Consider the following 21,759-nt stretch of genomic DNA (forward strand, 5'->3'; position numbering starts at 1 on the left):
GCGGTTACATTCAAAAATTATAGTAACAAAAAAGTTAATCTAATCATATATTTATGTTTTAAGTTTATTAAAAAGTTATTGACACCGTTTTCAGATTAGGGATATACTAAACGCGAGTTAAGGGTTTACATAGACAGGAGGAGAATCGATTGAAAAGAAAATTGGGGGCATTAATTACAGGTTTTGCACTGACGGCTTCTTTGTTGGCAGGGTGTAGCAGTAACGCCAACGATCCGAACACGATTACATTCTGGACACCTCTGACAGGCGAAGACGGCGCGTATATGGACAACTTGGTTAAGGCTTACAACGATACCAATCCAGCAGTCAAAGTGAAGCATGTCGTAACCGCGGATATGTATACAAAGCTATCTACGGTTCTCAGCTCCGGTAAAGGAATTCCCGATCTGGCTATCATCCACGCCGACCGCGTACCGGGCTACGTGAAACAAAACCAGCTCGAAGCCATGACTACAGTTATGCAAGCGCAACCAGAATTGAAAGAAGACAACTTCCTGCCGCAAGCCTGGGGCGCGGGCAACATCGACGGAACGCAATACACGATTCCGCTCGATATTCATGCGAACGTCATGTATTACAACAAGGATTTGCTGGCCAAATACGGCGCGGAAAGCTTCCTTGACGATAACAACGTAACGGTCGACGAGATCCTGAGCCTGCAAGGCAAGATGGACGAAGGCGACTATGTCGTCAACGATGCGCTGCTGGGCTGGGCGATGCTCGGACAAATTCAGAACCTCAACGGCGATATCCAGGAAGACGGCAAGCCTGCCGTGAACACGGAAGTGATGAAGACCGCGATCGAAGACGTCAAAAAAATCAATGACGCGGGTCTGATGACTCCGTTCGGCGAAGACGGCTATCTGATGTTCCAATCCGGTAACGTGCTGTTCTCGACAGACGGTACATGGAGCTCGACAGCACATGCTACGGTTGAAGGTCTGAACTTCGGCGTGACGAACGTATACTCGGTCAGCCCGGACAAGTTCACTAACCGTTCGTCTTCCCACTTGTTCGCGATGTTCAACAACGAACAGCGTCTGGACGAAAAAGAGCAAGGCATCGGCGCATTCCTCGAATTTATTCGCGAGAACTCGGTAGAATGGGCGAAAGCCGGTCAAATTCCTGCAAGTAAGCAAGTTGTGGAAAGCGCCGACTTCTCGCAATACATGCAGTCGTTCTTCACTTCGAATGAAAAAGAAATCCAATCGCTCTACATCTACACGTACGAGTACTACCCTTACATCGCGGAAGCCGTTGACAAGTATGTCGGCGATATGGTTCGCGGTAACGTAGACATCGACGAGACATTGCAAACGATGCAAAAAGAAGTCGAAGACAAGATTACGGAATCGACCGGAGCGGCAGCCAAGACCGGCGAATAATTAAATCAAGCAGCGTCTACCCCTACATTAAAGGAAGACATGATATGCCCAGAGTGGATATGTCGTCAATGTGTCGAGAAAGTCTAACGTAGCCTGCTGGCTTGTGCCGCACACCTGACTTTTTCGACAGCATGGCGATATGCCCTCAGCGGGCATATCGTTTTTTCCAAGCCCGGCAGCGGTTCGGCTTGCAGCCTGAACGTTATCCGGGATTCAGGGCAGTCTTGAGAGGAGAACTGAAAGCCTATGAAAAAGAAGCTGAGTTTGGCTCCCGCTTTCTTTGTGGGACCCCATCTGATTTTGTTTCTCGTGTTTGTCGTCATTCCGACGATCTACGGCATTTATGCTTCGTTCACGCAGTGGAACTTGGCCGGTTCACCGAACTGGGTAGGATTCGCGAACTACAACACGATCCTGTTCGATACGTCGTCGACGTTCCATACGCAGTTTTTTAACGGTCTCAAAAATACGCTTCTGTTCGTCATCTTCACCGTACCTCCGCTCATTGTGCTTCCTTTGATGATTGCGGTGGCTTTGTCGCACAAGAAACTCAAAGGCAAAACGTTTATTCAATCCGTGCTGTATGTACCGGGTCTGATCTCCATTTCGGCATCTGCCCTGATCTTCTCGCTTATTTTCAACAAACAGTTGGGCATCACGGGGAATCTTTTCGGTTCAACGATTGCCTGGGCCACGCACCAGCCGTACGCTTGGCTGATCATTATTATCCTGACCATCTGGGGCGGCATCGGCGGTAACATGATTATCTATCGCGCTTCGATCAGCGGCGTTGCCGAAGAACTGTATGAATCGGCCGAACTGGATGGCGCAGGTCCGATCCGCAAATTCTTCAGCATCACGCTACCTTCGATCAACTTCCCGTTAATCTATACGTTCGTGATGACGACAGCGGGTGCATTCAACGTCTTCGGCCAACCGCTGATGATGACCGACGGCGGTCCTCAACAGAGCACATCGGTGCTGATGATGTATATCCGCCAGCTGGCTTTTGGCAGCGGCGAATCGATTGCAGGGATGGCTTCGGCTATGGCAGTCTTGCTCGGCCTCGTCATTCTCGTGATTTCTGCACTGCAATACTACGTCATGAATCGTAACTCGAACTGATTAAGGAGGAGTGCAGCATGTCAAACCCAGTCATGGATTTGGATAAAAGCGCTGTGGCTGTAGGCCGTAAGCGCACGAAAATTAGCGTCTCTCAAGTTGTAGCCTATGTATTCCTCGGATTGCTTTGCGTGATATGGATCGTTCCCGTCATCTTCGGAATCACGACATCGTTCCGTTCCCAGACCGAAGTCGTAAGCACCGGGTTCCGGCTGCTTCCGGTCAACTGGATCATGGATAATTATACGGCAATTTTGGAAAATACGTCGACCGCGCCGATTCTGCGCTGGTTGATGAACTCCGTCTTGATTGCGACATCGCACACGCTGCTGGTTGTCGTCGTCATCTCGATTACAGGCTATGGTTACGCACGGATGAACTTCAAAGGACGCAACTTCCTGTTCTTCACATTGTTGGGGATTTCGTTTTTCCCGGGTGTCGTGAACCTGATTCCGTCCTACAAAATTATCGACGCGCTCGGCTGGGTCAATACGCCGTGGGCGATGATTATCCCGGGCCTTGCCGGCATGGGCAACATCTTCCTGGTGCGTCAGTTCATGCTTGCGATTCCGAAAGATCTTGACGAATCCGCGAAAGTCGACGGCGCCAGCCACTTCCGGATTTACTTCTCGATCATGCTGCCGCTGATCAAGCCGGTCCTGATCGTCTGCGCGTTGTTCTCGTTCACCGGATCATGGAACGACTTCCTTTGGCCGGTTATCGTGTACACCGACGTCGACAAGATGCCGGTTACGGCAGGCCTGTTGCTGCTGCAAGACATCTACGGCAACTACCGCATGATCGGACAACTGATGGGCTCGGCGATTCTGGCGATCATTCCGACGCTGGCTCTGTTCTTGTTTGCCCAAAAATATTTCGTTCAGTCGATTAATTTGAACTCGGGGATTAAAGGGTGAGGATGCGCTCGTTTATTCTGGGGGCTTGCGGGAGGGGCTGCGGGGGAAATTCGTTCCGGTCGCGTGTTGCATTTGGGAAGCTGGATTGGAATTTACATAGGAAGCTTCCCAAATACAAAGGCGAACATTTCATTCCTTCACTGAATTTCCCCCTCCGCCCCAAGCTGCGCCTGGAATAAAACAGGCGTCACCCTTTAAACCTTCGTTCATATTTTTTTAGGGGTTAGTTATAGAGCCTTGCATTTCCGTTTTTGATTCACTTTCAATTATTTTTATACCAACAAAAATAAAAGAATTTGACGAGGCTGATTGGATCGGCCGGGCACGCGCTAGCGGAGGGGTGTGGGGATTCTGAAGAAGCGAAGCGGTCGCCTTTGAATTCCGATTTCAACCTTAACGTTGTTAATTATAAAGAAATCGGAATTCGACAGCGATCGTAAGAACCCCACACCCCGGAGCGCCCCAAGCGTGCCATCCCTTGCCGATCCAAAGCATCGGCCTCGTAAAGTTCCCGATAGGAGCCCATATTTTATGACACCTTACAATGTGCCCAACCCTCTAATCGAACAAAGAGCCGATCCATTTATCGTCAAACACACAGACGGCTTCTATTATTTTATCGCTTCGGTTCCCGAGTATGATCGGATCGAGCTTAGACGCGCGTCTACGATTGTCGGACTACGGGATGCCGAAGCGAAAAATATTTGGTATAAGCATGACAGCGGCCCGATGAGCGCAAACATCTGGGCGCCGGAGATTCATTTTATTGACGGCAAATGGTATGTGTACTTTGCGGCGGCGCATACGTCGGAGACGAAGGAAGGCTTGTTTGATCATCGTATGTTCGTTCTCGAAAACGATTCCGCTAACCCGCTGGAAGGCGAATGGATCGAAAAAGGGCAAATCAAAACGAAATGGGAATCGTTTGCGCTGGATGCGACTTCGTTTGAACATCGCGGTATTCGTTATTACGTCTGGGCGCAAAAAGATCCGGAGATCGTAGGGAATTCGAATATGTATATTTCCGAGATGGAAAATGCGTGGACGCTGCGCGGGGAACAGGTTTGCATTTCGACGCCGGAATACGAGTGGGAAAAAATCGGCTTCCTGGTGAATGAAGGCGCAGCGATCCTGAAGCGTAACGGACGGATATTTATGACCTTCTCGGGCAGCGCGACGGATTACAACTATTGCATGGGACTTTTGACCGCGGATGAGAACAGCGATTTGCTTGATCCGAAATCGTGGGTCAAAACGCCGGTTCCGGTGTTCCAAACGTGCGAAGAAAACGGACAGTACGGACCGGGGCATAACAGTTTCACCGTATCCGAGGACGGCTCGCTGGATCTTCTCGTGTTCCACGGCAGAAGCTACAAAGAGATCGTCGGCGATCCGCTGTATGATCCAAACCGTCACGCGCGCGTCCAAGTGATTGAATGGAACGAAGACGGAACCCCGAACTTCGGCGTACCCAGACCGGATACATCGGCGGACGAACTGGCGCTGTCGTAATTGAGACGCTTTTGAAACTAATCGCCTTTTGCGGGATCTGCTTCCTCTGTGCGAGCCAACGCAAGCTTTTGCTTTTTTCGAAACTTCGGTTTCGGGGAAGAGCAAAAGCTTTTTTCGTTATAGGCAGGAAATTTCGCATGTCGATGAAATGAACTTTGTACGCCGGGCTGCTTTTCGTTAAGATGAAGAAAGAATCGGTTGCGGTCGTTACGTCAAGCTTCGACCGACAGAACCGTCAAATGAATAGTGGAGTACGGGAGGAATCGGCATGCAAAAAGGTGTACGACTGAAAGGCGGCATCGACGACAAAAGCTTTGCGAATCGTCTGAGTCATGAACCCGAGATCGTCGAGCTTTTTTTAATGGAAAAGGATATGGAACGTACGCCGCTGATCCGCGAGCGTATTCGGGAAATGCGAAGAAAAGGGATCAAGGCCTATATGCACCATCCGTCGAAGTATAAAGGCGCATATCTGGATATAAGGAGCGAGCAGCCGGAAATGGTTCGGTTTTACCGCGAATCGACGGCGGAGCTGCTGCGAATTTGCGAAGAAGAAGGCGCCAAATGCGTCATTCACGCTCATTATATCGGGATGGGCGATGTGCCGATCGACCGGGAATCGACGATCAAGCTTAAAGAAGCGATTCAGTCTATTCCGGGCTACGATAGCGGGTTGCTGCTCTGGGAGGATTCGACGGAAGGACTGTTTTGCTACAGCAATCCGTACTTGATCGACGACTTGATCATTCCGCTGAATTTGCCGATCAACGTCGATGTCAGCCATACGTTTATCGGGTTCCGCGGCGACAACGACAAGTTGTGCGAAGTGTTGGAGCGAACAGCGCCGTATGCGCGGTATTACCATCTGGTCGATAGCATGGGACAACGGCATGACTCTCTGCCGTTGGGAGAAGGGCTGATCGATTGGGAGCGCGTAAAGCCGTTCGTGGAAGGCAAAGACTTTATTTTCGAGATCAATCTGACCGGAGACCATGTGGATTGTACGCCTATGGTGGAGAGTGCAGCCTTTTACGCAGCGGTTCGATAACAGCCAGGGAGGATCGGGAAGATGAAAAAAGTATTGATTGCCGACGACGATATCCATATTCGGGCGCTGCTCAGAACGGTGCTGACTCAGGAAGGCTATCGGGTGATCGAAGCCAGAGACGGCGATGAAGCGGCCAAACATCTGGCAGCAACTCCGGTTGATCTGGCGGTACTCGATGTCATGATGCCGGGACGCAGCGGACTTGATCTATGTACCGAGATTCGAAGTTTGTACGATATTCCGGTCATTCTGCTGACGGCGCGTGAACAATTGGAAGATAAAGAAGCCGGATACGCACACGGAACCGACGACTATATCACGAAGCCTTTCGAGCCACGGGAATTGTTATTTCGCATGAACGCGTTATTCCGTCGGTATTCGCTGGCTTCGAGTGAGAAGATTCGTCTGAACCGGCTGACCATCGATCGCAAAAATCACGAGGTAACCGACGGAGACGCTACACTGCTGCTGCCTTTAAAAGAGTTCGAGCTGCTGGCGCAGTTGGCGCAATATCCGGGGAGATTGTTCGAACGCGGCGAATTGATCCGGCTGCTCTGGGGAGCGGATTACGAAGGAGACGAGCGCACGGTGGACGTCCATATCAAGCGCCTGCGCAATCGTTTCGCCGAATACGGAGACGATTTTTCGATCCGGACGGTTCGCGGGATCGGCTACAAGCTGGAGGTGCACCGCAGGTGAGGCTTACGCTGGTGAACCGTCCGATTAAAAGTCTGTATGTGCGCGTCTGTCTCACCACATTGCTGGCGGTTGCGATCGGCGCATTGCTCGGTTTTCTCGTTTCGAATGTATATTACCATGTGCAGCTCAAGCCTTTTAATGATGAAAAGCTTACGCAGATCGCCTACGAGGTGAAAAGAATGGCCGAACTCCGTCCCGATGCGGCCGACGAGTATTTGGCAAGTGCGGCAGGGTTAGGCTACGAATTGTATGTGACGGACGGAAGCGGAGAAGGATCATTTTACGGACGGGCTTTCCGCGAGCAGGATCTCGAACCAGGAGCCGTGCGTGAGGTATTGGCCGGAGGGGAGTACCACGGCGTTGCGAATTTCCCGAACAAACCTTTTATCACCGGATTCTTCGACAATCGGCTCAGCAATACGGTTGGCGTGCCGCTGGAATTGAACGGTCGTCCGGCAGCTCTTTTTTTGCGTCCGGACGTCATTTTGCAATTCGGCGAGCTGCGCAGCTTTTTCGCGATGGTAGGTCTGCTTACCGTAGTGTTCAGTATCGCGGTGCTGCTGATTGCGACGCGCTACCTGGTGAAGCCGATCACGAGAATGACAGCGGCTACCCAGCGGATCGCGGACGGGCATTACAATATCGAACTGCCGACCAATCGCCGCGACGAGATCGGGCAGTTGGCCGGCCATTTTATGACGATGAGCGGAAGCTTGTCGCGCCTGGAGGAATCCCGCCGGGAGTTCGTCGCCAATGTCTCGCACGAAATTCAATCCCCGCTTACGTCGATTCAAGGATTTGCTTCGGAGTTATCGTCTGCGGAATTGCCCGAGGCCGAACGGCTTCGTTTCGCAACGATTATCGGAGAGGAAAGTCGAAGATTGTCCGCGTTGGGGCGGCAGCTGTTGCTTCTTTCTTCACTCGATCGGATGGAAGACGGCTTGGTGCGAAGTCCGCTCAAGCTTAAAAACGAAATCCGCAGAGCCGTCGACGTGCTGGAATGGCAGATGAGCGAAAAAGGACTGGCTTTGCGCCTATCCGTGCCGGATACTCTCGCGGTGATGGGGGATGCGACGCTGCTCGATCAGGTATGGATCAACTTGCTGTCGAACGCGGTTAAGCATATTCCGGAAGGGCGATCCATTTCGGTTACGGCAGAGGTAGAAGGCGGGGAAAATGTACTTCGGTTCGCAGATACGGGAGACGGCATCGTGCCGGAGAAGCTGCCTTGGTTATTCGACCGGTTTTATCGTGGAGATCCGTCGAGAGCCGATGGAGGAAGCACGGGGCTGGGACTGGCTATCGCGAAACAAATCGTGAACCTGCACGGAGGGACGATCCAGGCCGAAAGCGAAATCGGGAAAGGCTCGACCTTTATCGTACGGTTGCCGAAATTGTAATTTGGTGTTCATATTCCGTTCATTTTCCGGCCCTAGACTGGGTGACAGATGGAAGAGAACTGTCGCCCGAGGCTCTTAAGACGGTGTCCGGGCGGGAAAAAAGGAGGAGAACCCATGTTTTTGGCTTTGCGGGAAATACGATTTTCCAGGACGCGGTACGTACTGATCGTCACGATCATGCTGCTGGTATCTTTTCTGGTGCTATTCGTGACCGGACTTGCGAACGGACTTGGCAATGCGACGTCTTCGGCGGTTCGCAACATGTCGGCGGATCACTTTATCGTGCAAAAGGACTCTGACGATCGATTTGCCCGTTCGGCGTTGTATGGCGAGCAGGTTGAAGAGGCGCAGAATATTGCGGGGAAAGAAGGCGCGGAACCGTTAGGCGTGCAGATGACGACGGTGACGCGAAAAGACTCCGACAGCAAGATCGATATTGCGTTGTTCGGCGTACAAGCGGATGGCTGGTTGGTCCCCCGAACGGTTGAAGGTCAGGGATTAAATCAGACAGCAACGGGCACCGTGTTGGCGGACCGTGATCTGGCCGAGTCAGGCGTCGCCATTGGCGATACGATCGTGGACAGTGCGACGGGCCTTGAGTGGACGGTCAGCGGCTTTACGGAAAACCAGTCCTACAGCCATATGCCTGCCGTCTGGATGAACGACGCGGATTGGGCGGCTTACCGTTCGGATATTATGGCTGCCCGTGGCGGCGAGGCCGATACGGCGTACAATGCGATCGCGCTGCGCGTGTCGGATTCCCAAGCCGATCAATTGCGGTCTTCGGTAACGGATGCCGACGTCATTACCAAAGCCCAGGCCATCTCGGCTATTCCGGGGCATAAAGCGGAACAGTCCTCGCTGCTGATGATGATCGCTTTCCTCTACGTAATCTCGGCGTTTGTTTTAGCCGTCTTTTTCTACGTCATCACGATTCAGAAGACCAGTCAATTCGGGATTCTAAAAGCGATCGGCGCGAAAACGCGTTACTTGGCAGGGAGCGTGGTCGCTCAGGTGCTTGTATTGTCGGTAGGGAGCTTGGCGGTGGGTGTCGGGCTGGTGCTGATCATGAAAGCCATGCTGCCGGCGGCGATGCCGTTTGCATTGGACGGAAGCACGATTTTGTTAAGTTGTTCGCTATTTTTAGCGGTGGCGTTGCTTGGCGGGCTTGTTTCTGTCATTAAAGTCGCCAAGACGGACGCGCTGGACGCGATCGGGAGGGCCGGAGCATGAACATGAAACTGGATGCGAAGCCGAAGCAAGAGAATGCGACGAACCTTGTACAACCAAGACTGCAAGCCGAGATCAAGCTGCATCTGGAGGGAGTATCGCATACTTACGGGGACGGAGAATCGGAACTTACGGTGCTGGAAGGGTTGTCCTGTTCGGTGAAGTCAGGCGAGCTGGTAGCGGTAGTCGGACCGTCCGGCTCGGGTAAAAGTACCTTTTTGTCGATTGCCGGAGCGCTGCTTACACCAAGCCGGGGCGAAGTGCATATCGGCGGGCGCAGTCTCTCGGGCATGAACGAGCGACAATTGGCCGATTTGCGGCTGCATGAGATCGGGTTCATTTTCCAGGGAGCGAATCTTCTGCCTTACCTGAAAGTGGAAGAGCAGCTGCGCTTCGTCGCCAAGCTTGGCCGCGCCGACAAGGAACAAGCGGCTCGCCGCGCAGCAGAACTACTGGACCGGCTTGGCTTGACCGCTCGCCGCAAACATTACCCGGATAAGCTTTCCGGCGGGGAACGGCAGCGTGTGGCGGTAGCGCGCGCGCTCATGAATGATCCATCGGTCATATTGGCCGACGAGCCGACCGCAAGCCTCGACGCCGATCGAGGGCGCGACGTGACCAAGCTGCTCGCCGAGCGGGTCAAAGCGGAAAATAAAGCCGGCGTGATCGTGACCCACGACGAGCGCATTTTGCCTTATTGCGATCGAGTGCTGAGATTGGAAGGCGGTACGCTTCGCGAAAGCGAAAATTAAAGCGAAAGGTAAAACCTGTGCGCGAAAAGAAACCGACAAGAAAGCGGAGAAATGGGAAAGAAGGGGGTCCAGAACGTTTTCTTGTTTTTCGCACCCCTGCGACTTTCTCGACAACCTGAAAAGACGAACCGCCTGTGACACAGGCGTGTTCGTCTTTTTGGCGTCATTCGGCATATAGCCTCAAAAACCGCATAAGCTTGTATCGCGGTCGAGCCGCCGCTTCAATCGAAAGCCGTTTCCAACTCTTCCGCCGAACAAAAAAGCGGAGCGTCCGGCAAAAAATCGCTTGTCGTACATAACGTCAGCTTATACTCGTCGCCGACTTCGTAATTCCGCGCCCTACAAAGCAATTTTCGTTGCTGCTCGTACAACGCGATTCCGTCGTTTTCGCGACATACGCGAAAAGAATCGAGCGGGATTTGCAAGCCGCGTCCGGTCATTTTGATATAGCTTTCTTTGATCGTCCAAAGTTCGTAAAACAACGTCAGCCTGTCGCCGGGTTCGGCTCGCAGCAGTTGTTCGTATTCTTCGCGGGCAAAAAACTGCTGCGCGATTCCGAATTCGATCGGCGCGATCCGTTCGATATCGACGCCGATCTGCTGATTGCCGACAGCGCAGACTACCCGGTTGCCGGCATGGGACAGATTGAACTCGAAACCGGGCAAGCCGATCACGGACGGCTTGCCGAAAGGCCCGGCGTCGAACCGGATCTCGTCGTTGCGCAGACCATGTCCGGACATAATCAACCGTCGAATCAACAGGTCGGCAAACAAGGTTCGCGAGACGTCCGCGTCCTGACGGAAGCGGGCCAAGCGTTCCTTTTTTTCGCGGGACACGTATCGCTCAAGCCTCCTCAGCCGCCCCGACTCCAGGCGTTCGGGAACTTGCAGCATATAAATCTTCGTCATGGTCCGCCGCGTTACTCGACGACGAGAATCCGCGGCGACGTTTTGCGGATGATGCGCGACGACAACCATGACCCGGCGGCCGCGGCCGGAATGCTCAGACACGCGATCAGGACCACGCCGCCCCGGTTAATCACGAGAGGCAGATCGACCATTCCGTAGTCCGACAGAATATTTTCCAGGATCATCGGCAGCGCGTAGACGCCGAGCAGAATCCCGAGCAGCGCGCCGACCGTAGCCAGAACCGAGATGCCGAGCGCGACCGATTGGCGTATACGGCCGGAAGACATGCCGACGGATTTGTAGATGCCGTACGTTTTGATTTCTTTGCGGATATTGATTAAGCAGATGCTGTAGATAATAATCAGCGTCACCGCGATAAACAGCAGACCCATAAAGCACATCGGCAAGATCAGGGTCGAAGCGGCTTCGAGAAACACGGAATCGAGCAGCGTTTTTTGCGTGGCCGCGCTGAGGTAATCGGCGTACGAGCCGTTCAATTCCGCGACCACCGCATCCGATTGCGCCGGGTTGTTCAGATTGATATAGGCAACGTCGGTCGCGCTGAACGCCGGATTGTTTTCCTGCACGGTCGCGGCGAGAATGCGCACCGAATTGGACGAGTTGGCAACCGATTGGTAAATGCCCGTCACGGTCAGCGTATGCTGTTGGCCTTCCACGTATAATTCGACGGTATCGCCGAGGTTTTTGTTCAACGATTGCGCCACGTTGACGCCGATCGCGATCTCGTTTTTGTTCACGGGATTCTGTCCTTCAAGCACCGCGAAGCCGATATCGTTGTAACTGCCTTCCACGATACTGATGACGATGCTCAGCGGGTACGCGAACTCGCCGGCAACCGGCGTATCGGCCGCTTCGATGACCCCGGTCACGCCGTTGTGCCACGAAACGTTTTTGATCCGGCTGTCCGCGGACAACCGATCTTCGAATTCGCTTTTGGAAAAAGTCGAAGGGTTGAAAACGCGCACCGTGATATTGGAATCGTCGTATCCCCACTGCGGCGAGGTCTGCTGGATATTGATGACGCTGTTGAGCACCACGTAACCGAGCACCAGCACCGCCGAAGTGACCATCGTCAAAATCATCATCAACGTCGACGTTTTCGCGTTTTTCAATATATTGCGCGTTCCGACGACCAGCACGGCGGGCAGGCTACCGAACCCGATCAGGCTTCGTCCGGCCGTGCCGATCCCGCGCGATTCGCGCCGACTGTCGCTTTCCGACATGCCGTAACGGATCGCTTGCACCGGCGCGATGCGGCGCGCCCGTCTGCCGTAAGCCCACACGCAAAGCAGCACGAGCACCAGAATGAGGACGCCTGTCCACGCCGCCGCGTTTATCCCGCTGAGCGGAAGGGGATCGGTATCCGTTTTAAGGTAAGCAAGGGTACTGTCCACGATCATGCGGGACAAAAAGCGGCTCAGGATCAATCCCGGAACGATCGCGGTCACGGACAAAAACGCATACTGGATCAGATACACGCCGATCGTTCGCCGCGAAGTCAGTCCCAGCGATTTGAGAACGCCGATCGTCCGGTATTGCGTAAGAATCGCGTCCGCGATCGTGAATCCGATCGTGAAAAATGCGATGCCCATCATCACGACGGCCAGGAAAATCATTACGAAGCCGATCACCTTGTTCAAAATCAGGTAAAACGAAGAAATTTCGTCGAAACTCATGACCGTTTCCAGATACGGCGACCCCAACGCTTGTTCGAACGCGTTCCAGTCGCTTTGGCGATCGGCGTAGTTATCGTATCGAATCCCCATCATATACGAGGGAACGGCTCCTTCGGCAACAGGCAGCGCCTGATAATCCAGATCGTTCATCCAGATGCGCGATTCGGTCGAGAACGGTCCGCCATACGGAATATCGACTACGACCGCCGATACGTTCAAGTCCACGGTTCCGCTATCCGTTTTGAACGAAAGCGTGTCGCCGACCGCGATCTGATGCGAATACGCGAGCGAAGTCGGAATCCATACGGTTCCTTTTTCCGGCGTGTCGCTCCGTATTCCTTGCGCGGTGAGCAGTTCGTCCACGCCGAGCGGCGGGGCCGGAGTATCCATCATGAACAGCAGCAGATTCGGAATATCGCTGCCGTTGTAGGAAACGCCCGACAGCGTCCGGTACTCCAACAGCTTGGATACCTGGACGCCTTGCTCGTCGCTCCAGAATTCGCGGATTTGCTCCGGGTCCTGAAGCCCGCTGTCCATACGCAAAATATCGTGCGAACCGTTCGTTTTTTCGTGCATGCCGGTGAACAGATTGTCGGTGTTGGAGATCAGGATGACCGAAGTCGACAAAAGCAGCGTCGACAGCAGGATCAACAGCGCGATCAGGAAATTCTGGATTTTGCGCTTGCGCAGATTAGCGAGACAGAGCTTCCATACGGCGTACATGGCGTTGCTCCTTTCCCGAAATAAACGCAAAGATCGACTCTTCGCGCCCGGCAAGCGTCTGTTCGTCGTACTTGTCGAACTCCAGGATGCCCGCGACTTTGCCGTCGCTGATATAGATCAGGCGGTCCGCGCGGCAGGCGGCCTTGAGATCGTGCGTGACCATCACGACCGATTGTCCTTTTCGGTTGAGTCCGGTCAGAATGTCCAGCACCGCTTGACCGTGCTCGATATTCAGGCTCCCCGTCGGTTCGTCCGCGAAGATCACTTCGGGATCGTTAATCAGCGCGCGCGCAATCGCGGCACGCTGCTGCTGTCCGCCGGACGTTTGCGAAGGCAGCCGGTTTTTTTGCCCTTCGATATCCATCGCCTGAAGCAAAGCTTCCGTTTTGCGCCGCACTTCCGCTTTTTTGCCCCCGGCGATATAGCCGGGCAGCGAGATGTTTTCCGCGAACGTCAGATCGGGCACCAGATTGATGCTCTGGTACACATAGCCGATCTTGCGCGTGCGGAATCCGGACAATTGTTTCTCGTTGTAATCGTCGATCCGTTGATCGCGGAAAAAGACTTCCCCTGTCGTGATCCCGTCCAATCCGCTGAGCAGGTACAGCAGCGTCGATTTGCCCGAACCCGAATTGCCCATGATGACCGTGAAGTCTTTTTCGTAAATATCCAGATCCAAATTTTTGATGGCGTGAAATTGTTCGCTACCCGTCGAATACGTTTTGCACAGGTTGGACGCTCGAAGAATAATCGGTTTTTCCATAGCTCTGCCTCCCGAATATGGTCTATGTGCCCAGTATAGCGAACCGTTCTTTCACAATTCTGACGGAAATCTTAATAAAATCTTACAAGGTGATTCTCCGCAATCGAAAGCCAATTCGATTAAGGGGAATCACCGAACGGGTCTAAAAAGGTGATTCCCCGCAATCGAAAGCCAATTCGATTAAGGGGAATCACCGAACAAGCCGCCCGCACTTGTGCGGCGGCTTCAACAAAGCGGAACCGTAAAACGAAACACGGTACCGTTTCCTTTGCGGCTTTGAAAAGATAGCGTGCCGCCGTGCGCTTCGATGATCGTTTTGCAAATCGACAACCCCAGTCCGCTTCCGTCGTTTTTGCGCGCGGAAGGCACGGACAGGTCTGCGCCGTTGCTTCGGGCCGCGCTTCCTTTATAAGCGCGCTCGAAAATGAACGGCCTGTCCGCCGGATCGATTCCTGTGCCCGTGTCGGCCACGCTGACTCCGAGAAAGCCGGGTTCCAGCTCCAATCCGATACAGATCGTATCGCCGGAGCGCGTATGCTTTAGCGCATTCGTCACCAGATTGGACATGACTTGTTCCAATCGGTTGACGTCGGCGCGAATCAGCACGTTCGGAATTCCGGATATGTCGGCAAAGCCATTTTCCGGTACTTGCGCCGACCCGTCCGCAGGCGAAAAGGCGAACGACGACGAATCCGGTCCCCGATAAGCGATTCCGGACGAAGTGATATCCCGTTCGACCGTGCGAAGGATCGAACGGAACGCATCGGCGCTATAGACTTCGAGCGGCGTGATCGAGATCTGTCCCAACTCGTTCAAAGCATGGACCAGTAGATCGTCGGTCAGCCGGACCATTTTATCGGTATGCACGCGCATGACGCCGATATATTCCATCACTTCGTCCAGATCGGCGCATAGCCCTGCTTCGATCGCTTCGATATACGCTTTGATCGCGGTCAAAGGCGTTTTCAAATCGTGGGAAATATCGGTGACGAGTTCTTTTTGCATCCGTTCCCGGCGCTCGCGTTCCCCGTGCAGATGCGAAATTTCGAGCCTCATCTGTTCGAAAGCCGCGTAAAGCTCGCCCATTTCGTCGGGGCGCGCGTATTCCGATTTCCAGTCGTATTCGCCTTTGAGTATGGTTTCCGCCGCTTGCTTGAGCGCGGTCAGCGGTTCGACGGCGCGTGCTTGCAGACGCCGATAGACAAGTACCGTCGTCCAGCCCGACAGCAGCAGAAGCAGCGCGAATACGGCGAACGCAAGCGTGCCGCCGCTTCGGTCCGGCGCCGCCAGCACCGCCGAAGCGTCCAGCGTAAACAGCGCGTTTCCGGTCTGCGCGCCGCCGGCTTCGACGATCGGAAAAGCGATCTCGAAACGCTCCGGTTCGGACGAAGCGTACAGGTCGTAATGCAGCGCGGTGCGCAAATCGACGCGTCGGTTTTCCGTGTCGGCGGAATCGACAGAAACGGAATCCGACGGGGCCGACGGTGACGAAGTCGCAGCCATAGAGTCGAACGCGACCGTTCCGCGCAGATCGACGAGCGTCAATTCCGCGCCGATTTCGCGGCATTGCCGAAGCAGTTGCTCGCGCAATCGTTCATTCCCGTCCAGCGCGCCGAGACCGCTCTGCTCCAGTTCGAACATGATGTTTCCGGTCAGCAGCCGAGCCTTGTTCACCGGGTAGCGATCGGAAGCGGCGGAACGTTTTTCTCCCGTGTTCGCCAACCAGATTCCACTGCACAAAATCAGCAGCAGAAGAATCAGCGCCGCTGCCGTTTTGCCCCGTATCCAATTTCTTATGTACATAGCTTGTAGCCCACGCCCCAGACCGTTTTGAGATAACGCGGATCGGAAGGGCGGTCTTCGATCTTTTCGCGGACCCGACGCACGTAGACGCTGACCGTATTGTCGTCCACGTAATGGTCGTACCCCCAGACGATATCGAGCAGTTCGGTTTTGGAAAAGACGCGGTTTTGATGTTCGGCCAGCACGAGCAGCAGATCGAACTCTTTGGCCGACAGCGCGATATCGCGTCCGTTCACGCAAACGCGATGCGTTTCTTTTTCGATCGACAGATCGCCGATCCGAAGAATCGAACTATTCGGCGTTCGGGAAAAAGAGGACGCGGCGGCCATTTTGTCGTAACGGCGAAAATGGGCATTGATCCGGGCCAACAACTCGCTGAGCGAGAACGGCTTGGTCATGTAGTCGTCCGCCCCGAAGCCCAGTCCGAGCACTTTGTCGGTATCGCTTCCGCGCGCGCTCAAAATCAGGATCGGCGTTTCACGGCTTTCGCGGATACGGCGGCAAAGTTCCAGCCCGTCCGCGTCCGGCAACGTCAGATCCAAAATGACGTAATCCGGTTCCAGTAGCTCGATCATGCGCAGCCCGTCCGCTCCGTTCGCCGCGGCCGCGACTTCGTAGGCATGTTTTTCCATATAATTTTTGACGATGCGCGAAATATCGTATTCGTCTTCGATCACGACGATTTTTTTGATTGCATTCATCGAGACGCTCCTATCCGAGTTTCCGATTCTTCTGCTTCAACCATAACAGAACGCGAATGGGAAATGATAGGTTTTTAATTACTATTATATAAATTTGTTGGGTGATTACATTCGCCTCTTTAGCATGATGGAGTAAAGTTTTTATTGTGAGGGATATGCACAAATTTAAATCAATTCAATTATTTTTATGATCGTCTCGGCGGGCGTGGCGTTTTTCGGCATTTTGAGCGATGGGCAAGCTGCCTGAACGCGCCCGATCAGCCCGGCATAGCCGTAGCGCGGACCGACGTGGAGCGTCTGGCGTTCGGCCAAACGGATCGAGGAGAATGCGCCGTTCCATATCCCGATGATAGAAAAAGCGGCGGAAGAGTTCGAACATTATCTGCGCGCCGTTGCGTCCGGTGATCGCCAACGTCGACGCTCCTCAAAAAGAAACTCGCCAAAAACTCCAAAAAAGCGTATCGTTAAAGAATGAAAACGTTTCGATCCTATCGAATACGAGACGGTCGAGCCAACGTTCAAACGATACACGGCGGGAGGAATAAACGATGAATGCACCAACAAACGAACAGAAAACGTCAGCCGATAACGCGCTGACCGTCATGACTTTCAATCTGCGCACGTATACGGCTTACGACGCAGGCAACGAATGGGACCAACGGGCGCCGTGGGCGGCGGAAACGATCCGCTCCCACCGTCCGTCGATCGTCGGCGTTCAGGAAGCGTACAAGCTGATGCTGGACGATTTGCAAAAAGAATTGCCGGATTACCGGTGGATCGGCGAAGGAAGACGCGGCGCGGACGAAGACGAGCATTGCGCGATTTTTTACCGCCACGCCGAATACGAAGCGTTGGAGCACGGGCAGTTCTGGTTATCGGAAACGCCGGAGACCGTAGGATCGCTCGGCTGGGACAGCGATTATCCGCGTATTTGTACGTGGGGACGTTTTCGCCGTGGATCGAACGGGCAAGTCGTGCGCGTCTACAACACGCATTTCGATCATATCGGCGAAGCGGCGCGGATCGAAGGAGCCAAGCTGGTCGCTTCCGTCATGCTCGAACACGCGAACGTTTATCCCGGAGATACGGCGGTGCTGATGGGCGATATGAACGGAGGGCCGTCGGACGAACCTTTGCGTTATCTGCGCGGAGAACGGCCCGAAGTCGGCGAAGTGCCGGTATTGCGAGACGCTTATTCCGCGCTGCGCGGCGAGATCGGGCGCACGTTCCATGATTTCGCCGGCGGATCGGAAGGCGAGCCGATCGACTACATTTTCGCGGAAGCTCCGTTGAACGTCCGCTGGTCGAAGTTGGATCGCCGCGATTTCGGCGGAAAATATCCGTCCGACCATTATCCGTTGATCGCGGAACTGGAGCGGCCGGAACGGTAACACCGAAAGCGGATCTTTTTGTCCCGTTTGCGCATCTTTTCGCGCGAACGGGATTTTTTTACGGATCGAGTCTCTTTTTCAAAAAAATCGCTTGACTCTCACGCAACGTGAGGGCTTAGGCTAAAGTTGTCGAACAGACGTACAACATCATTCGCGTGCGAAAGAAGGTGAACGCGCTTGCCGCTTAAAGTCAAAGAAGTATCGAAAATTGCCGGCATCAGTATCCGCGCTTTGCATCATTACGACGAGATCGGGCTGCTGAAGCCGGGCGCGGTGACGGAAGCGGGATACCGCATGTACGCGGATCGCGATCTGGAGCGGTTGCGGCATATTTTGTTTTTTCGGGAACTCGGATTTGCGTTAAAAGAAATCGGCCGAATGCTGGACAGTCCCGCTTTTGACCGACTGGAAGCCCTTGAGCTTCAGCGGCGTATGCTGGAAGACAAAATGGCGCATACCCGCCGCATGATCGCCAATATCGACCGAAGTATCCAACATGCCAAAGGAGAGATGGACATGACGAACGAACAACGATTCGAAGGGCTTGATTTCGCGAACGATCCGTACGAGCAGGAAGCGAGAGACCGTTGGGGGGACGCGGCGATCGACGAATCGAAACGCAAACTGGAAAAGCGTACCGCTACATCTGAACTTCACGGCGAGCTTCGGCAGGAATGGGACGCCAAGATGAGCGCGCTGGCAGGGATGCGGCACGAAGATCCGGCTTCGCCGCCCGCCCAGGAAGCGATCGGAGACTGGTACGTTTTTTTGGGCAATTTCGGCACGTACTCGTATGAAGCGTTCGCCGGGCTTGGAGAGATGTACGTGCAGGATGAGCGTTTTAAGCAAAACATCGACAAATACGGGGAAGGACTTGCTGCTTTTATGAGCGAAGCGATGGCCGTCTATGCACGAAATCGCAAGCTTGCTTGACCGTCGATAAAATTTCGGGATTTCCGTTACCTTAATCAACTTTTGACGTATAAGAGGCATTACGGACATTAGACGAAAAAGGATGATGGAAAATGGAATCGAGAAACCCCGTATTCGGTAAACGAATCTTCGACCGCGCGAGAGAAGACCTGATCGGCTCAGGCAACATGACGCTAAGCGGGACGGTACACAAAACGTTTATTATGCTGCTGTTGCTGATCGGCGGCGCGGCGTATACCTGGTATCGCTTCGATCACGGTTACGACGTATACGGGATCATGCTGACGGGTAGCATTCTCGGATTGATTACCGCGTTGGTGACGACTTTCGTGCCGAAAATAGCATTCATTACGGCTCCGCTCTACTCGATCTTTCAGGGCTTGGCGATCGGAGCGGTGTCTGCGGCATTCGAGATGGACTATCCGGGCATCGTGCTTAACGCGGTATTGATTACGGTCGGTACGTTATTCGCGATGCTGCTGCTCTACGTCACGCGTATCGTCAAAGTCACGCCGAGCTTCCGGACCGGAATCATCATGGCGACGTTCTCGATCATGCTGGTGTATCTGTTCGATTTCGTGTTGGGCTTTTTCGGCGTTAACGTTCCGTTTATCCACGAGTCGGGCTTGATCGGGATCGGCATCAGCTTGTTCGTGGTCGTCATCGCGGCGCTCAACCTGTTGCTGGATTTCGACTTTATCGAGCAAGGAGCCGCGCACGGCGCGCCGAAGAACATGGAATGGTACGGAGCGTTCGGCTTGATGGTCACGCTGATCTGGTTGTACCTGGAAGTATTGAAGCTGCTGTCGAAGTTCGCGAAGCGGGATTGACGGAGAAAAAGCTGTTCCGAAAGCCTTAGGCGGCTTCGGAGCAGCTTTTTTCATAGATAGGAAACACGCGCGTAAAAAGTTCCGACGAACGTCAAGGTTTCTTTTTGCTGCGAAAATCCGCTACGGCCGCGGCCAATTTGGTTTGCGCTTGCACGAACTGCGCGGCCGAGGAGCCTTTTTCCAACGCGCGCTGGGCTTCGTTGATCGCCCGGCGCAGCGTGCCGAAAGCGGAAGCGGGGTACTGCCCGGAACGGATGCCTTTGGGCAGATTCAGCAATAGACGCGCGGCTTCGATATCGGCGGCGAGCGCGGAAGCGGGATTGCCGCCTTGCGGCAGCGTTTCATAGGCCGTTTTGACCTGCGCAAACGCGTCGGCGATCGGCTGCGGCTGTGCGGAAACGGCGAGCAAGCGCGTCAGTTCCTGGACGGCCGTGTCGAACGAGGCGGTTTGCTGCGGCGCAAGACGTCCGTCGGCTAGCCGGTTCAGCACGTCCGCGCGATACTGGAACGTTTGCGCGAAAATATCCGACCGTCCGTTGCGCAGATCTTCGAAAGAAGCCTCTTTCTTCAGGAACTCCCAAAAGATCGGCCACACTTCCGGTTTCCAATAATCCCAAGAAATCAGCGGATACAGGCGGTCGCGAACGGTCGCGATTTCGTTTATCCATTGTTCGCCGTTGGCTTCCGTCCATAGACCCGGTTCGCTGCCGAACTCGGTGTACAGATGCAGTTGAAGTTCTTTTTCGAACAGGATGCCGTCGACAAAAACGTTGTTATCGCCAGCGAACAAATCATAAGGCGGATACGTATCGAACGGCTGCAAAGCGGCGGCCAGGTCGGCGGAAGAGGAAGCGGGGTCGAAAGCGACGGCAAAAGCGTCCAGGCTGATTTTTTTGAATTTGTCGTAATATTGACCGTATTCGTAAGAAGAAGCTTGGGCTTCGTTGAGCTGATACATAGCCCGCGCTTCTTGCAGCAGGCGTACGCGGTTCGCATCCTGAAGCCCGATCCCCGAAGGCGGACGGATCGCCGATACGGACGTGCCCGTTTCCTGGGCGGAAACAGGCAGCGAACCCAAAAACAGCAGCATCGCCAGAAAAGCCAGCGCGAACTTGACGTTCGGTTTGCGATCGAACAGAATCAACGCGGATTCCTCCTTTTATCAAACGTTGGGATGGGCGTAAAAGTCGAGCAGCGTTTCGATAAATGTCCGGTACACGGTAAATTCGTCTTCGCCGGCGTCCAACCGTTCGCGTAAATTATCCAGTTTCTGTACCAGCGCTTGCACTTTTTCGTCGGAATATCCGCCCGGTTCGTCGCTTCTCGGAAAATGCAGATTGAAGTAACCGGACATTTTGATCAGGATGTACCCGGTATAAGGATCGCCTTTATCGAAAAAATCATGCAAAGAAAAATCGACGTAGTCAAGCGCTTTTTGCAATTGTTTGGGCGTGGAGCCCGGGTTTTGCGCAATCGCCGTCGTTTCGGCGACGATCCGGTTTTTGTAGGTTTGCTCGAACAAATCGGGCAAATTGCCGTGCAACGCGGAAGGCGTCATCATCTCGGCCGCTTCCTTGAATACGGAAATTTCGTACAGCAGCTTCGCCCGCAAAGGATCGTCGGATGGAGCCGGAGACTCGTTGACGGCGGCAAAAACGGTGTAACCGGAAAAAGAAAACGGCAGCGGCGCGACATACAGCGGTACGGTCAAAACAGCCGAAACCAAGGCGATCAGCGTCTTTTTCCTGCGAGTATTCAATTGGACATTCCTCCCGGAAACTATGTATTTTAATGCTTTAATAAACATGGGGTTTTTTATAGAAACATCGAAAGTTAGAAATGAAAAAATTTTACACTTTGGAAACTGGGCGGCTTGGCCGTTCGAACTTCAAAACGCAGAAAAAAAGCCTGTATCCGTCTAAAC

20 protein-coding genes are annotated in these 21,759 nt (G+C 53.7%); 12 read left to right on the forward strand and 8 right to left on the reverse strand.

What is annotated here, in order from left to right; translation table 11 throughout:
* Positions 1 to 149 precede the first annotated feature (149 nt).
* The 9 genes from WKI47_RS15935 to WKI47_RS15975 all read left to right on the forward strand — a co-directional run bounded on the left by WKI47_RS15935 (position 150) and on the right by WKI47_RS15975 (position 10,086).
* Complete coding sequence (locus tag WKI47_RS15935) at positions 150 to 1,406, forward strand: extracellular solute-binding protein (RefSeq protein ID WP_340228151.1); 1,257 nt, start codon at positions 150 to 152, stop codon at positions 1,404 to 1,406.
* Positions 1,407 to 1,652: 246 nt separating this feature from the next.
* The gene (locus tag WKI47_RS15940; RefSeq protein ID WP_340228152.1) at positions 1,653 to 2,531 is read left to right on the forward strand and encodes a sugar ABC transporter permease; all 879 of its coding nucleotides are present in this window, start codon (positions 1,653 to 1,655) and stop codon (positions 2,529 to 2,531) included.
* A 17-nt stretch (positions 2,532 to 2,548) separates the two neighbouring features.
* The gene (locus WKI47_RS15945) at positions 2,549 to 3,445 is read left to right on the forward strand and encodes a carbohydrate ABC transporter permease (protein ID WP_340228153.1); all 897 of its coding nucleotides are present in this window, start codon (positions 2,549 to 2,551) and stop codon (positions 3,443 to 3,445) included.
* A 531-nt stretch (positions 3,446 to 3,976) separates the two neighbouring features.
* Entirely contained in the window at positions 3,977 to 4,957 is a 981-nt protein-coding gene (locus WKI47_RS15950) for a glycoside hydrolase family 43 protein (RefSeq protein WP_340228154.1), read from the forward strand.
* Between the two features lie 268 nt (positions 4,958 to 5,225).
* Positions 5,226 to 6,005, forward strand: coding sequence for a sugar phosphate isomerase/epimerase (locus WKI47_RS15955; RefSeq protein WP_340228155.1), 780 nt, complete (start codon positions 5,226 to 5,228; stop codon positions 6,003 to 6,005).
* Between the two features lie 21 nt (positions 6,006 to 6,026).
* Positions 6,027 to 6,704: a response regulator transcription factor gene (locus WKI47_RS15960; RefSeq protein ID WP_340228156.1), complete on the forward strand. Its 678-nt coding sequence runs from the start codon at positions 6,027 to 6,029 to the stop codon at positions 6,702 to 6,704.
* On the forward strand, positions 6,701 to 8,104 hold the full coding sequence (locus WKI47_RS15965; protein WP_340228157.1) for a HAMP domain-containing sensor histidine kinase: 1,404 nt from the start codon (positions 6,701 to 6,703) through the stop codon (positions 8,102 to 8,104). The genes WKI47_RS15960 and WKI47_RS15965 overlap by 4 nt, the downstream gene beginning before the upstream one ends.
* Before the next feature lie 114 nt (positions 8,105 to 8,218).
* Positions 8,219 to 9,337 carry an ABC transporter permease gene (locus WKI47_RS15970; RefSeq protein WP_340228158.1) on the forward strand — a complete coding sequence of 373 codons (1,119 nt, stop codon included), beginning with the start codon at positions 8,219 to 8,221 and terminating at the stop codon, positions 9,335 to 9,337.
* 71 nt (positions 9,338 to 9,408) lie between these two features.
* Positions 9,409 to 10,086 (forward strand): ABC transporter ATP-binding protein, encoded by a 678-nt coding sequence (locus WKI47_RS15975; RefSeq protein WP_340228311.1) that lies wholly within the window; start codon positions 9,409 to 9,411, stop codon positions 10,084 to 10,086.
* A gap of 221 nt (positions 10,087 to 10,307) precedes the next feature.
* Here the strand turns inward: WKI47_RS15975 and WKI47_RS15980 are convergent, their stop codons facing one another.
* From WKI47_RS15980 to WKI47_RS16005, 6 genes are all read right to left on the reverse strand, one after another.
* A complete protein-coding gene (locus WKI47_RS15980; RefSeq protein WP_340228159.1) occupies positions 10,308 to 10,994 on the reverse strand; it encodes a 4'-phosphopantetheinyl transferase family protein in 687 nt (228 codons plus the stop codon).
* Between the two features lie 11 nt (positions 10,995 to 11,005).
* Positions 11,006 to 13,414 carry an FtsX-like permease family protein gene (locus tag WKI47_RS15985; RefSeq protein ID WP_340228160.1) on the reverse strand — a complete coding sequence of 803 codons (2,409 nt, stop codon included), beginning with the start codon at positions 13,412 to 13,414 and terminating at the stop codon, positions 11,006 to 11,008.
* The gene (locus WKI47_RS15990; RefSeq protein WP_340228161.1) at positions 13,383 to 14,177 is read right to left on the reverse strand and encodes an ABC transporter ATP-binding protein; all 795 of its coding nucleotides are present in this window, start codon (positions 14,175 to 14,177) and stop codon (positions 13,383 to 13,385) included. The genes WKI47_RS15985 and WKI47_RS15990 overlap by 32 nt, the downstream gene beginning before the upstream one ends.
* A 225-nt stretch (positions 14,178 to 14,402) precedes the next feature.
* Positions 14,403 to 15,980, reverse strand: a complete 1,578-nt coding sequence (locus tag WKI47_RS15995) for a HAMP domain-containing sensor histidine kinase (RefSeq protein WP_340228162.1) — start codon at positions 15,978 to 15,980, stop codon at positions 14,403 to 14,405.
* Positions 15,971 to 16,681, reverse strand: a complete 711-nt coding sequence (locus WKI47_RS16000) for a response regulator transcription factor (RefSeq protein WP_340228163.1) — start codon at positions 16,679 to 16,681, stop codon at positions 15,971 to 15,973. The genes WKI47_RS15995 and WKI47_RS16000 overlap by 10 nt, the downstream gene beginning before the upstream one ends.
* 175 nt (positions 16,682 to 16,856) lie before the next feature.
* On the reverse strand, positions 16,857 to 17,093 hold the full coding sequence (locus tag WKI47_RS16005) for a hypothetical protein (protein ID WP_340228164.1): 237 nt from the start codon (positions 17,091 to 17,093) through the stop codon (positions 16,857 to 16,859).
* A 136-nt stretch (positions 17,094 to 17,229) separates the two neighbouring features.
* Between WKI47_RS16005 and WKI47_RS16010 the strand changes: the two genes are divergently transcribed.
* The 3 genes from WKI47_RS16010 to WKI47_RS16020 all read left to right on the forward strand — a co-directional run bounded on the left by WKI47_RS16010 (position 17,230) and on the right by WKI47_RS16020 (position 19,835).
* A complete protein-coding gene (locus tag WKI47_RS16010) occupies positions 17,230 to 18,072 on the forward strand; it encodes an endonuclease/exonuclease/phosphatase family protein (protein ID WP_340228165.1) in 843 nt (280 codons plus the stop codon).
* A 177-nt stretch (positions 18,073 to 18,249) separates the two neighbouring features.
* The gene (locus WKI47_RS16015; RefSeq protein WP_340228166.1) at positions 18,250 to 19,005 is read left to right on the forward strand and encodes a MerR family transcriptional regulator; all 756 of its coding nucleotides are present in this window, start codon (positions 18,250 to 18,252) and stop codon (positions 19,003 to 19,005) included.
* 92 nt (positions 19,006 to 19,097) lie between these two features.
* Positions 19,098 to 19,835: a Bax inhibitor-1/YccA family protein gene (locus WKI47_RS16020; protein WP_340228167.1), complete on the forward strand. Its 738-nt coding sequence runs from the start codon at positions 19,098 to 19,100 to the stop codon at positions 19,833 to 19,835.
* 91 nt (positions 19,836 to 19,926) lie between these two features.
* On the opposite strand, the gene WKI47_RS16025 is transcribed toward WKI47_RS16020, so the two are convergent.
* Together WKI47_RS16025 and WKI47_RS16030 are read right to left on the reverse strand one after the other, a co-directional pair.
* Positions 19,927 to 20,979: a hypothetical protein gene (locus tag WKI47_RS16025; protein ID WP_340228168.1), complete on the reverse strand. Its 1,053-nt coding sequence runs from the start codon at positions 20,977 to 20,979 to the stop codon at positions 19,927 to 19,929.
* Positions 20,980 to 20,997: 18 nt separating this feature from the next.
* Complete coding sequence (locus WKI47_RS16030) at positions 20,998 to 21,594, reverse strand: hypothetical protein (protein ID WP_340228169.1); 597 nt, start codon at positions 21,592 to 21,594, stop codon at positions 20,998 to 21,000.
* Between the last annotated feature and the right edge of the window lie 165 nt (positions 21,595 to 21,759).

The sequence above is a fragment of the Saccharibacillus sacchari genome (genome assembly GCF_037722395.1).
In the GTDB taxonomy this organism is placed as follows: Bacteria; Bacillota; Bacilli; order Paenibacillales; family Paenibacillaceae; genus Saccharibacillus; species Saccharibacillus sacchari_A.